We start from the raw sequence: 13,298 nt of genomic DNA, 5'->3' as shown, positions 1-13,298 counted from the left end.
ATGACTGACGCATTGAACTGGAAACCCGCCGCTACACCCAAGGCCGAGCCCATCGACGGCCGCTTCATCCGCCTGGAAAAACTCGACCCGGCGCGCCACGGCGCCGACCTTTGGGAAGTATTGCAAGGTCCGGCAGCCGATCCGGTGTTGTGGGACTACCTGCCCTACGGCCCGTTCACCGAGCGCGCGGCCTTCGATCGCTGGCTGCAAGCCAACGCCGCCGGCCACGATCCGCTGTACTACACGGTCATCGACCGCGCCAGCGGTCAGGCCCAGGGTGTGCTCACGCTGATGTCGATCGTGCCCGACCATGGCCGCATCGAGATCGGCCATATCGCCTTCGGCGCCCCCATGCAGCGCACGCCCAAGAGCACCGAGGCTGTCTACCTGCTGGGCAAGCTCGGTTTCGAGCTGGGCAACCGTCGGCTGGAATGGAAGTGCAACAACGCCAACGCCCGCTCCAAGCGCGCGGCAGAGCGGTTCGGCTTCACCTTCGAAGGGGTGTTCCGCAAGCACCTGGTGGTGAAGGACCATAACCGCGATACGGCGTGGTACTCGATTACCGATGATGAGTGGCCACAGGTCGCGGCGGGATTCGAGCGGTGGTTGAGTGAGGCGAACCAACAACCGGGCGGCCAGGTAGAGACCCTCGAGGTTTGCCGCAGAGGCTGAACACTGTATCAGGGCTTCTGACGTCTTCGCGGGTAAACCCGCTCCCACAGGCACTGTGTTCTACCTGTGGGAGCGGGTTTACCCGCGAAGAAGCGGGTGAGATACAGCATAAAAAAAGGGGAGCATCCGCTCCCCAGAGGTTAACCGCTTGTAGATGAAGGCTTATCTCAGCCCTCGATCTCGATCAGGATTTCACCCGGCGTCACGCGATCGCCCTTGGCCACATGGATGGCCACGACCTTGCCAGCAATAGCCGCCTGCACTTCGGTCTCCATCTTCATCGCCTCGGTGATCAGCACCGCCTGGCCGGCCTTGACCACATCGCCTTCCTTGACCAGTACATCGACGATGTTACCTGGCATGGTGGTACTGACGTGGCCCGGTGCGCTGGCCTGCTTGCGCTTGCTGCCACCACCGCCGACAAACTCGTTGAGCGGCTCGAACACCACTTCTTCCGGCATGCCGTCGATCGACAGGTAGAAGTGACGCTTGCCTTCGGCCTTTACGCCCACACCGGTGATGTCGACGCGGTAGGTTTCACCGTGTACGTCGATGACGAACTCGGTCGGTACGCCTTCACCACTGTGGGAGGCCACTGCGCCCGCTTCAGGAATCGGCAGCAGGGCTTCCGGGGTCAGGGTGCCGGCCTCACGCTCTTCGAGAAACTTACGGCCAATGTCCGGGAACATGGCAAAGGTCAGCACATCTTCTTCGCAGCGGGCCAGCGCGCCGATGTCACCACGCAGCTTGGCCATCTCTGGCTTGAGCAGGTCGGCCGGGCGCACGTCGATCACTTCTTCGCTGCCGATCGCCTGGCGGCGCAGCTGCTCGTTGACCACGCCCGGAGCCTTGCCGTAACCGCCTTGCAGATACAGCTTCACCTCGTTGGTGATGGTCTTGTAGCGCTCACCGGCCAACACGTTGAAGAACGCCTGGGTACCGACGATCTGCGAGGTCGGGGTCACCAGCGGCGGGTAGCCGAGGTCTTCACGCACGCGCGGGATCTCTGCCAGCACTTCGTTCATGCGGCTCAGCGCGCCCTGCTCCTTGAGCTGGTTGGCCAAGTTGGAAATCATCCCGCCTGGCACCTGGTTGACCTGCACGCGGGTGTCCACGGCGGTGAACTCACTTTCGAACTGGTGGTACTTCTTGCGCACGGCGTAGAAGTACAGGCCGATTTCCTGCAGCAGCTCCAGGTCCAGGCCAGTATCGAACTCGCTGCCCTTGAGCGCGGCGACCATCGACTCGGTACCCGGGTGGCTGGTACCCCAGGCGAAGCTGGAGATCGCTGTGTCGATGTGGTCGGCACCGTTTTCCACAGCCTTGAGCTGGCACATGGCGGCCAGGCCAGCGGTGTCGTGGGAGTGGATGAACACTGGCAGCGATTGCTCGGCCTTCAGCGCCCTGACCAGTTCACCGGTAGCGAACGGGGTCAGCAGGCCGGCCATGTCCTTGATCGCCACCGAATCGCAACCCATGGCCTCCATCTGCTTGGCCTGGGCGACGAACGCGTCGATGGTATGCACGGGGCTGACGGTATAGGCGATGGTGCCCTGGGCGTGTTTGCCGGCAGCCTTCACCGCTTCGATGGCGACACGCAGGTTACGCACATCGTTCATGGCGTCGAAGATGCGGAACACGTCGATGCCGTTGACTGCAGCCTTGGCGACGAAGGCCTTCACTACGTCGTCGCTGTAGTGACGGTAGCCCAGCAGGTTCTGGCCGCGCAGCAGCATCTGCAGGCGGGTGTTGGGCAGGGCTGCGCGCAGTTTGCGCAGACGCTCCCACGGGTCTTCTTTCAGGAAGCGCACGCAGGCGTCAAAGGTGGCGCCACCCCAGACTTCCAGCGACCAGTAGCCGACCTTGTCGAGCTTTTCGCAGATCGGCAGCATGTCTTCGGTACGCATGCGGGTGGCCAGCAGGGACTGGTGGGCGTCGCGCAGGATCGTGTCGGTTACGTGAATTTTCTTGGACATTATGGGGTTCCTCACAGGCCTGCGTGGGCGGCGATGGCGGCGGCGATGGCCAGGGCCAGCTCTTCGGGTTTGCGCTTGATCGAGTAGTTGGTCAGTTCCGGGTGGCTTTCGACGAAGCTGGTGTTGAACTGGCCGCTACGGAATTCCGGATTGCGCAGGATTTCCTGGTAGTACGCTGCGGTGGTCTTGACCCCTTGCACGCGCATGTCGTCCAGGGCCCGCAGGCCGCGGTCCATGGCTTCTTCCCAGGTCAACGCCCAGACCACCAGTTTCAGGCACATGGAATCGTAAAACGGCGGAATGGTGTAACCGGTGTAGATCGCCGTGTCAGTACGCACGCCCGGGCCGCCAGGGGCGTAGTAACGGGTGATCTTTCCGAAACTGGGCAGGAAGTTGTTCTTCGGGTCTTCGGCGTTGATGCGGAACTGCAGCGCATAACCGCGGTGCTGGATGTCTTCCTGCTTGACCGACAGCGGCAGGCCCGAGGCGATGCGAATTTGCTCGCGAACGATGTCGATACCGGTGATTTCCTCGGTGATGGTGTGTTCCACCTGCACCCGGGTATTCATCTCCATGAAGTACACCTCGCCATCGGCGAGCAGGAACTCCACGGTACCGGCGTTCTCGTAGTTCACCGCCTTGGCCGCACGCACCGCCAGGTCGCCGATGTAGGCGCGCTGCTCTGGGGTGAGTTGTGGGCTGGGGGCGATTTCGATGAGCTTCTGGTTACGGCGCTGGATCGAGCAATCGCGCTCGAACAGGTGCACGACATTGCCGAAGCTGTCACCGAGAATCTGCGCCTCGATGTGCTTGGGGTTGACGATGCACTTTTCCAGAAACACTTCTGCCGAACCGAAGGCCTTGGTAGCCTCGGAAATCACCCGCGGGAAGTTCTGTTCCAGCTCTTCACGGCTGTTGCAACGGCGAATACCACGGCCGCCACCACCGGAAGTGGCCTTGAGCATCACCGGGTAACCAATGCGGTCACCTTCGCTCAGGGCTTCGTGAATGTCGGCAACGTTGCCTTCGGTGCCCGGGGTCACCGGCACACCGGCCTGGATCATGGTGCGGCGCGCTTCGGTCTTGTCGCCCATGCGGCGGATGACGTCGGCGGCCGGGCCGATGAACTTGATCCCGCGCTCGGCGCAGATTTCCGCAAGTTCGGCGTTTTCCGACAGGAAACCATAACCTGGGTGCAGGGCGTCACAGCCAGTTTCCACAGCAAGGTTGACCAGCTTGCGCGGGTTCAGGTAGCCAGCCAGCGGCTCGGCACCAATGCTGTGGGCCTCGTCGGCGCGTTTGACGTGCAAGGCGTGACGGTCGGCGTCGGAATAGATCGCGACAGAGCGAATGCCCATCTCGGCGCAGGCACGCACGATCCGAACTGCGATTTCACCCCGGTTGGCGATCAGGATTTTTTTTATCACTGGAGTCTTCCCAAAGCCGTAGGAACAGACGATCCGGTTTTACCGGTCGGCGCGTGACCAGAGGTTGCTGGCCAGTCGCACATTCACCCTAGCGCTGAAGGACGATAAACAAAAATCAATATTTGTTAGGGGCTGTATTAGCAAAAGCTTATAGTTCGGTAACAAGGTATTGCCGAAGAGCCGATAATAATGCGTAAGTCCTTGATGCGTATGACATTGCGTCAATTGCAGATTTTCAACGAGGTGTGCGATTTGCGCTCGTACAGCCGTGCGGCGGAGGAGATGGCACTGACGCAACCCGCCGTTAGTCTTCAGATCCGCCAGCTTGAAGAGCTGATCGGCCAGCCGTTGTTCGAGTACGTCGGCAAGAAGCTCTACCTGACCGAAGCCGCCGAAGCACTGCAACGGGCCAGCCGCGATATATTCGGGCGCCTGGAAAGCCTCGACATGCAGTTGTCTGACATGCAAGGCTCACTGCAGGGGCAGCTGAAACTGGCGATCGAGTCCAGTGCCAAGTACTTCGTGCCACACCTGTTCGCCGCCTTCAAGCAGCGCCACCCGGAGGTCAACCTGACCCTCACCGTGGTCAACCGCGCCCAGGCGATACGTCGGCTTTCCGACAACCGCGACGACCTGATCATCATGTCGATGGTGCCACAGGACATGGGACTGGAGTTTCTGCCGTTTCTCAACAACCCGATCGTCGCCGTTGCACCGCCGGACCATGCGCTGTGCAAGCTTGAGCAACTGCGCCTGCAGGATCTGGAGCCTCATACCTTGCTGGTTCGTGAGCAGGGTTCAGGCACGCGCAAAGCCTGCGAGGAGTACTTCAAGGACAAGCGTGTGCACTTCACCCAAACGCTTGAAGTGGCCTCGGCCGATGCCCAGCGCGAATGCGTGATCGCAGGCCTGGGTATCGCCCTGCTGACCCGCCATGCAGTGAACATGGAGCTGGCGGCAGGCGTGCTCAGGGAATTGCCAGTGGAGGAACTGCCCCTGTATCGCAGCTGGTGCGTGGTGCAGGCCAAGGCCAAGCGGCAGTCGCCTGTCGCCTTGGCCTTTCTGGCATTCATCCGCAGCGAACGTGCGTTGATCAGCGCACTTGTTGAGCGCTTCTCGGGGAAGCTGCCACCGACGCTTGCCAAACCGTGAGCTCTCGCAACTCGGGATAATCCACAAGTTCACGAAGCAGTTGACATTGGTCGCAATAGCTTTCGATCGCGCGGCGATATTCCATGCGGCGCTGATCCTTTTCCTGCTGCTTGCGAGCCTTGGCGCTGGGTTGGTACGAACCGTCGAAGTCACGAGCCATTGCCTGTCTCCCAGTTAGGATGCGGGAGTTTCAGACTGGCCTTGAGGGTTTACGGTTTGGCTGTGGAATGGTGACAGAACCGTGAAATTTGCTTTGCCTTTGCGGGCCTCTTCGCGGGCAAGCCCCGCTCCCACAGGAATGGCACCGCCTTCAGTACGCGTAAGCGCGAAAGGGCCGGATCAGGCGGAACTCAGTCGTCGGTAGCCTTGATCGACTTGGGCGACAGCCGCAGGCTGCGCAGGCTGCGTTTGACGCTCTTCAGGTGATTGACCAAGCTCGGCCCGCGGGCCATGGCCACGCCCATGGCCAGCACGTCGATCACCACCAGGTGAGCGATACGCGAGGTCAGTGGGGTGTAGATCTCGGTGTCTTCGTGTACATCGATCGCCAGGTTGACTGTCGACAGCTCCGCCAGCGGTGTCGCGCTCGGGCACAGGGTGATCAGGTTGGCACCACTTTCACGCACCAGGTTGGCGGTGATCAGCAGGTCCTTGGAGCGCCCCGACTGGGAAATGCACACTGCTACGTCGCCTGGCTTCAACGTCACTGCCGACATTGCCTGCATGTGCGGGTCAGAGTACGCCGCGGCGCTGAGCAGCAAGCGGAAGAACTTGTGCTGGGCGTCGGCGGCCACTGCACCGGATGCGCCAAAACCATAGAACTCCACGCGTTGTGCCTGAGCCATGGCACTCACGGCCTGTTGCAGGGCCTGTGGGTCGAGGTGCTCGCGCACTTCCATCAGGGTGTGCAGCGTAGTGTCGAAAATTTTCAGGCTGTAGTCGGCAACCGAGTCGTCTTCATGGATCGCAAACTGCCCAAAGCTGGCGCCAGCGGCCAGGCTTTGCGCCAGCTTGAGCTTGAGATCCTGGAAGCCCGAACAACCGATCGCCCGGCAGAAACGCACGATGGTCGGCTCGCTGATGCCCACGCTGTGCGCCAGGTCGGCCATGGAGCTGTGCATTACGGCAGCCGGGTCGAGCAGCACGTGGTCAGCCACTTTGAGTTCCGATTTGCGCAGCAGGTGGCGCGATTGGGCGATATGTTGCAACAGATTCACGGGCTGGACTCGGTTATGATCGGCTGGCCGGGATGTAGCTTTCTTGTAGTTATACTACATGGACGCCAACCCGCCCAGTTAAACGAACGTGGAGAGTGGTGGTTTGACTATTCCTTGCGACATTCTGGTGTTCGGTGGCACCGGTGACCTGGCCCTGCACAAACTGCTGCCAGCGCTCTATCACCTGTATCGCGAGGCACGCCTTAACAACGCGGTACGCATCATTGCCCTCGCCCGCCGCCACATAAGCCGTAACGAGTACCTCAAGCTTGCCGAGCGCCATTGCCGGGCACAGATCGCCCGTAACGATTTCGAGGAAGAAGTGTGGCAGCGCTTTTCCGCACGACTGGACTACTTCCCCATGGACGCTGCGCAAAGCGCCGACTTCAGTCGTCTGGCCCGCTACCTCGGCGAGCCGGGAGGGCTGACCCGCATCTACTACCTGGCCACTGCACCCAACCTCTTCGTACCGATCGCCAACCACCTGCGCATTGCCGGGCTGGCCGACCACGAAGCGCGTATCGTGCTGGAAAAGCCGATCGGCCACTCACTGGCATCCGCCACCGCCATCAACGAGGCGATCGGCGCAGTGTTCGATGAATCACAGGTGTTTCGCATCGACCACTACCTGGGCAAGGAAACCGTGCAGAACCTGATGGCCCTGCGCTTTGCCAATGCCCTGCTGGAACCCGTGTGGCGCAACGGTCAGGTCGACCATGTGCAGATCAGCGTGTGCGAAACCCTTGGCGTGGAAAACCGTGGTGGCTACTACGACCGCGCCGGGGCAACCCGCGACATGCTGCAGAATCACCTGCTGCAGCTGCTGTGCCTGGTGGCCATGGAGCCACCCGCGCAGTTCGAGGCCGAAGCCGTGCGCGACGAGAAAGTGAAGATCCTGCGAGCCCTCAAACCCATCACTGGCCAGGACGTACAAGACAAGACCGTGCGCGGCCAGTACGGTCCCGGGCACATTGGCGGCCAGGAAGTACCGGCCTACTACTTCGAGAAAGACGTCGACAACGACACCGACACCGAAACCTTCGTCGCCGTGCACGCCCACGTCGACAACTGGCGCTGGGCCGGCGTGCCCTTCTACCTGCGCACCGGCAAGCGCATGGCACGGCGCTCGTCGCAGATCGTCATCCAGTTCAAGCCGGTGCCCCACGAGCTGTTCAACGGCGGCCAGGTCAACCAGTTGCTGATCCAGCTGCAACCTGAGGAACGCATCAGCCTGCGCATGATGACCAAGAGCCCCGGCAAGGGCATGCGCCTGGAACCGGTCGACCTGGACCTGAACCTTGCCCAGGTATTCGGCCAGACCCGCCGCTGGGACGCCTACGAACGCCTGCTGCTGGACATTCTGGAGGGCGATTCGACGCTGTTCATGCGCCGCGACGAAGTGGAAGCCGCCTGGGCCTGGATCGACCCGATCATCAAGGGTTGGGAAGAGCACTTCCAGGCGCCCCGCCACTACGCAGCCGGCAACAACGGCCCGGAACAGGCCAACAGCCTGCTGGCCAGGCATGGCAGGCACTGGCACAGCTGAGTGTTGGTGCGCTCAAGGCGCCCACGGACGGGCAAGCATCTGCCTGAACTCAGGCTCCGGGATGGGCCTGCTGATCAGGTAGCCTTGTGCCTCATCACAGGCCTGCTCACGCAGGAACGCCAGTTGTTCTTCCGTTTCTACGCCCTCCGCCACCACCTTCAGGCCCAGGCTCCTGGACATGGTGATGATCGCGCGGGTGATGGCCGCATCTTGGCTGCCTTCGTGCAACCCCCGGATGAATGCCTGATCGATCTTCACGTAGTCCACCGGCAGGCGCTTGAGGTAACTCAATGACGAATAGCCCGTACCAAAATCGTCGATGGCCAGTTTCACGCCCAACGCATGCAGTTGCTGGAAGGTCGAGATGATGTGCTCGACGCTGTCCAGCAGCTGGCTTTCGGTAAGCTCCAGCTCCAGCAGATACGGTGCCAACCCGGTTTCCTCAAGCACCTGGCGCACCTGGCTGACCAGCTTGCCCTGACGCAGCTGGTAGACCGACAGGTTGACCGAAACCCGCACCTCAAGCCCTTGGCGTTGCCATTCGCGCGCTTGCCTGCAGGCATGGCGGAGTACGAACTCACCGATAGGGGCAATCAGCCCGGTTTCTTCCGCCAGGCCTATGAACTCCCCTGGCGGCACCATGCCCCACTCTGGATGGTGCCAACGCACCAATGCCTCGGCGGCATGCAAGTACCCACTGAGCAGGCACAGCTTGGGCTGGTAATAAACCATCAGCTGCTCTTCCTCAATGGCCTTGCGTAGCTGGTTCTCCAGCTGCAGGCGCTCGAGGGAGCTGGCACGCAGGCTCTCGGTATAGAACTGGAAGTTGTCGCCGCCCAGATGCTTGGCATGCTGCATGGCCATGTCTGCCTGGCTGATCAGGGCATCGGCATCGAGCATGGCATCGGACAGCACACTGATGCCCACCGAAGCACTGACCACGACCTCGTGCCCATCGAGCCGCTGCGGCTTGCGCAACTTGTTCAACAACCGGGTGGTGACCCGTACCAGGCTCGACAGGTTGCTGTAGCCATCGAACAGGACGGCAAACTCATCGCCGGAAAGCCGCGCCACGGTATCCGCCTCGGGAACGGTACTCACGATGCGCCGGGCTATCTTGTGAATCAGCTGATCAGCCAGTTCATGGCCCAAGCTTTCATTGAGCAGCTTGAAGCGGTCCAGATCGACATGCAGCAGGGCAAGGCTACGGCCATTGCTGCGCACGCGTTGCGCGGCTTCCTGCAGACGCAGCCGGAACAGTGACCGGTTGGCCAGCCCGCTCAATTCGTCGTAGTGCGCCAAGTAGCGCAGGCGCTCTTCGGACGCCCGACGCGCCGAGAGGTCGGTGAAAAAGCCGACCACCTGGCTCAAGTCGCCCTGGGTATCGCGTACAGCTGTCAATTGCAGCCGTTGCGGATGCAGTTCGCCTAGCTTGCGTGCCTCTACCAGTTCACCCTGCCAGCCACCTTGCTGCGCCAGCGCCAATTCGATCGCCTGGCTGTGCCGGCGCACATCGCTGTGGCACGGTAATTCGAACAACTCGCGCGCCAGCAGCTCGGAGCGGTGGTAGCCGGTCATCTGGCAATAGGCCTGGTTAACTGCAAGCACCACGAAATCGGCACTGAGGATCACCACGCCTTCATTACAAGCTTCGAACACCGTTGCGGCGAGGCGCTGCTGTTCTTCGAGCACCTTCTGCGCAGAGATCCGTTGCAGGTCCTGGTTCAACGCTTGGTTCTGGAAACGCCGCAGCAGGCTGCGGTCGAGCAGCCGGTTCACCTGCCAGGCCACTACCACCAGCGCCGCCAGCAGTATCAGGCCTAGCCAGCCCCAACCACGTTGCAGCCCCGCCTGGAAGTAGAACAGGAACAGGATGGGCGGCAACAGACAGGGCAAGGCAAAACTGAGAAAGGCCGGCAGGCTGACTGCATAAGCAATGCTCGCACTCAAGCTGGCCATGCCCAACAGGCCGAACACCCAGGCCTGCTGCACGAAGTTGACTTCCGGCACCAGGGCGATCGCGGCACAAGCCAAGGTCAAGCCACTGAATGCCGAGCCGAACAGGAACATGCGACGCCAGCCCGGATTGGCCTGGCGTTGAGCCGAGGCAGCGTCGAACGCCGCAACCTGGATCACCCGAAGGGCTACCAGCGCCAGCAGCCACACCAGCCACACGCCCACCAGCAGATAACGCCCAGGGCTCCACAACAGCCAGGCGCACAGCAGGCCGTGGAGCAGCATGAACAGTGTGGGTAGCAGAGAGCCTTGATACAGCAGACGCGTTCGCTCGACGAAGAGCTGGGTGGCGAACTGCCTGCGCACGTTCCTTGTCATCTCCAGCGATACTCCGATCGCCGTGCAGTCCTGGGTCATAGCGCTGGTTCTTGTGGAGTTCTTGTTATGGTTGGCACTAAACGAGCAGCGATCTTACACAAACAGCAAGCCTGGCCAAACTGCTCAGGGTCATCTTTCACCACATGCAGGTGCAAACATCGGTATACCTGAAATGCTGCCAAATCCTATCGGCGCCCATGGAAAAGGAAAGTAGTGCTGCGCCAGTCGGCGCTACTTTCAATTACCAAGGGCCTCATCATGACCACGATCAAGAACCTGATTGCCTACAACAGCGATGTACCAGGCGAGCCGACTTACTTCGAAGTGCAAGGAACTGTGACGGTTGCCCACCCTGGCATTGAGCCTGTTTTGGTAGAACCGACGGTACGTCATCGCGGAGGCTGGGAAACCCTCGAGCTGCTGCTGGTGGAGAAGGAAGGCATTTTCACGCAGGTCGTTACCGAGAAGAATGTGTTCTTCAGGCGCGAAGGCCGTAGTACGTGGGGGTCTCTGGAGGTCATCGAGCCTGCAGGTTCGCAAAGGGTTCGAATCGGCTACCGCCAGGCCATCGAGCAAGCGCCTTGGACGTCAGCCTGATCGCAGCCATGCGGCGATCAGGCAAGCGCTGGCGCCAGATCCCGATGAGCGACAGTGCCCAAGGTGAATATTTATACAGTAGGTGTTTGCCCCATAACCGGCCTCCCCCTAGAATGGCCGGATGCACACAGATGACCTCTCCCTCCTGCTGAATTCCCTCAACGATGCCCAACGCCAGGCCGTCGCGGCCACGCTTGGGCGTCAGCTGGTGCTTGCTGGCGCCGGCTCCGGTAAAACCCGCGTGCTGGTGCACCGCATCGCCTGGCTGATCCAGGTCGAGCAGGCCTCGCCGCACTCGATCCTGTCGGTGACCTTCACCAACAAGGCTGCCGCCGAAATGCGCCAGCGGATCGAGCAGTTGCTGGGCATCAACCCAGCGGGCATGTGGGTAGGCACCTTCCACGGCCTGGCGCACCGCCTGCTGCGAGCGCATTGGCAGGAAGCACGCCTGGTGCAGAACTTCCAGATCCTCGACAGTGATGATCAGCAACGGCTGATCAAGCGCGTCATGCGCGAACTCGGCCTGGACGAGCAGAAATGGCCGGCGCGTCAGGCCCAATGGTTCATCAACGGGCAAAAGGACGAGGGCCTGCGCCCGCAACATATCCAGGCCAGCGGCGACCTGTTCCTGCAGACCATGCGCGATGTCTACAGCGCCTATGAGCAGGCCTGTGAACGCGCCGGGGTCATCGATTTCTCCGAACTGCTGCTACGCGCCCTCGACCTGTGGCGCGACCACCCTGGCCTGCTGGAACACTACCAGCGGCGCTTCCGCCACCTGCTGGTGGACGAGTTCCAGGACACCAACGCCGTGCAATACGCCTGGCTGCGCCTGCTGGCGGGCAAGAACGGCGGCAGCCTGATGGCCGTGGGCGACGACGACCAGTCCATCTATGGCTGGCGCGGGGCCAAGATCGAGAACATTCACCAGTACACCGCCGACTTCCCAGACGCCGAAACGATCCGCCTGGAGCAGAACTACCGCTCAACCGGTGGCATCCTCAAGGCCGCCAACGCGCTGATCGCCAACAACAGCGGGCGCCTGGGCAAGGAACTGTGGACCGACATGGGCGAAGGCGAGCCACTGACGCTGTATGCCGCCTACAACGAACACGATGAAGCGCGCTATGTGGTCGAGACCATCGAGAGCCTGATCAAGCAAGGCAGCGCACGCAACGACATCGCCATCCTTTACCGCTCCAACGCCCAGTCGCGGGTGCTGGAAGAAGCGCTGTTGCGCGAGCGCATCCCCTACCGCATCTACGGCGGTCAGCGCTTCTTCGAACGCGCCGAAATCAAGAACGCCATGGCCTACCTGCGCCTGATCGAAGGCCGTGGCAACGATGCGGCGCTGGAGCGGGTAATCAATGTGCCGCCACGCGGGATCGGCGAGAAAACCGTCGAAGCCATTCGCGAGCATGCCCGCCACAGCCAGCTGTCGATGTGGGAAGCCATGTGCCAGCTGCTGGCCGCCAAGGCGCTGAAAGGCCGCGCCGCCTCCGCCCTGGGTGCCTTCATCGAATTGATCGAAGGCCTTGCCAGCAAGGTCGCCGATATGCCGCTGCACACCATGACCCAAACGGCCATCGAGCAGTCCGGCCTGATCATTTATCACCAGGAAGAAAAGGGTGAAAAGGGCCAGGCACGCGTAGAAAACCTTGAGGAACTGGTCAGCGCCGCGCGCAACTTCGAAACCAGCGAAGACGATGCCGATCTGTCGCCGCTGTCGGCCTTCCTTGGCCATGCCTCGCTGGAGGCTGGCGATGCCCAGGCGGACGAGCACGAAGACAGCATCCAGCTGATGACCCTGCACAGCGCAAAAGGCCTGGAATTCCCCTATGTGTTCCTGGTGGGCATGGAAGAAGGCCTGTTCCCGCACAAGATGAGCCTGGAAGAACCCGGCCGCCTGGAAGAGGAACGCCGTCTGGCTTACGTGGGTATCACCCGCGCCATGCGCCAGCTGATCATGACCTATGCCGAGACCCGCCGCCTGTACGGCAGCGAGACCTACAACAAGGTCTCTCGTTTCGTACGTGAGATTCCGAGTGGGCTGGTACAGGAAGTACGCCTTTCCAACAGTGTCAGCCGACCGTTCGGCGGCTCGACGAGCACCACCAGCAGCCTGTTCGCCAATGCCACTATCCCGCAGACCGCCTTCAACCTTGGCCAGCGCGTGCAGCACGCGGTGTTTGGCGAAGGGGTGATCCTCAACTTCGAGGGCTCCGGCGCCCAGGCACGGGTGCAGGTGAACTTTGCTGAAGGCAGCAAATGGCTCATGCTGGGGTACGCCAAGCTCGAGGCCATCTGAAATCAGACGCGCTCCTACAAGAGCAACAGGCAGGCCTGTCACATTCAGGCAAAAGCTGGAAACATCTTG

General features: G+C 61.4%; 10 protein-coding genes. 5 read left to right on the top strand and 5 right to left on the bottom strand.

The genetic code is table 11. The features are described from left to right. A complete protein-coding gene (locus H040_RS08580) occupies window positions 1–672 on the top strand; it encodes a GNAT family N-acetyltransferase (protein WP_027917074.1) in 672 nt (223 codons plus the stop codon). 167 nt (window positions 673–839) lie between these two features. On the opposite strand, the gene oadA is transcribed toward H040_RS08580, so the two are convergent. Together oadA and H040_RS08570 are read right to left on the bottom strand one after the other, a co-directional pair. After that, entirely contained in the window at window positions 840–2,648 is a 1,809-nt protein-coding gene (gene oadA / locus H040_RS08575; protein ID WP_027917075.1) for a sodium-extruding oxaloacetate decarboxylase subunit alpha, read from the bottom strand. An 11-nt stretch (window positions 2,649–2,659) separates the two neighbouring features. Further along, the gene (locus tag H040_RS08570; RefSeq protein WP_027917076.1) at window positions 2,660–4,075 is read right to left on the bottom strand and encodes an acetyl-CoA carboxylase biotin carboxylase subunit; all 1,416 of its coding nucleotides are present in this window, start codon (window positions 4,073–4,075) and stop codon (window positions 2,660–2,662) included. Window positions 4,076–4,279: 204 nt separating this feature from the next. Between H040_RS08570 and H040_RS08565 the strand changes: the two genes are divergently transcribed. Next, complete coding sequence (locus tag H040_RS08565; protein WP_177326668.1) at window positions 4,280–5,227, top strand: LysR family transcriptional regulator; 948 nt, start codon at window positions 4,280–4,282, stop codon at window positions 5,225–5,227. Here the strand turns inward: H040_RS08565 and H040_RS27670 are convergent. Together H040_RS27670 and hexR are read right to left on the bottom strand one after the other, a co-directional pair. Next, window positions 5,169–5,387 (bottom strand): PA3496 family putative envelope integrity protein, encoded by a 219-nt coding sequence (locus H040_RS27670; protein WP_081784230.1) that lies wholly within the window; start codon window positions 5,385–5,387, stop codon window positions 5,169–5,171. The genes H040_RS08565 and H040_RS27670 overlap by 59 nt on opposite strands. Window positions 5,388–5,577: 190 nt before the next feature. Beyond that, a complete protein-coding gene (gene hexR, locus H040_RS08555) occupies window positions 5,578–6,444 on the bottom strand; it encodes a transcriptional regulator HexR (RefSeq protein WP_027917078.1) in 867 nt (288 codons plus the stop codon). A gap of 103 nt (window positions 6,445–6,547) precedes the next feature. Here hexR and zwf point away from each other — a divergent pair, with 103 nt between their 5' ends. Beyond that, the gene (gene zwf / locus H040_RS08550) at window positions 6,548–7,990 is read left to right on the top strand and encodes a glucose-6-phosphate dehydrogenase (RefSeq protein ID WP_027917079.1); all 1,443 of its coding nucleotides are present in this window, start codon (window positions 6,548–6,550) and stop codon (window positions 7,988–7,990) included. A gap of 12 nt (window positions 7,991–8,002) precedes the next feature. Here the strand turns inward: zwf and H040_RS08545 are convergent, their stop codons facing one another. Then, on the bottom strand, window positions 8,003–10,363 hold the full coding sequence (locus H040_RS08545; protein WP_027917080.1) for a putative bifunctional diguanylate cyclase/phosphodiesterase: 2,361 nt from the start codon (window positions 10,361–10,363) through the stop codon (window positions 8,003–8,005). Window positions 10,364–10,582: 219 nt separating this feature from the next. Here H040_RS08545 and H040_RS08540 point away from each other — a divergent pair, with 219 nt between their 5' ends. Both H040_RS08540 and uvrD read left to right on the top strand, forming a co-directional pair. Next, on the top strand, window positions 10,583–10,921 hold the full coding sequence (locus H040_RS08540; protein WP_033695950.1) for a hypothetical protein: 339 nt from the start codon (window positions 10,583–10,585) through the stop codon (window positions 10,919–10,921). A gap of 121 nt (window positions 10,922–11,042) precedes the next feature. Continuing rightward, window positions 11,043–13,229 (top strand): DNA helicase II, encoded by a 2,187-nt coding sequence (uvrD, locus tag H040_RS08535; protein WP_027917082.1) that lies wholly within the window; start codon window positions 11,043–11,045, stop codon window positions 13,227–13,229. Window positions 13,230–13,298: the final 69 nt, after the last annotated feature.

This window comes from Pseudomonas sp. URMO17WK12:I7, from assembly GCF_003269045.1.
Taxonomy (GTDB): Bacteria; Pseudomonadota; Gammaproteobacteria; order Pseudomonadales; family Pseudomonadaceae; genus Aquipseudomonas; species Aquipseudomonas putida_J.
The sequence above is the reverse complement of the archived record's forward strand: the minus strand, read 5'-3'. Positions and strand labels throughout refer to the sequence as shown.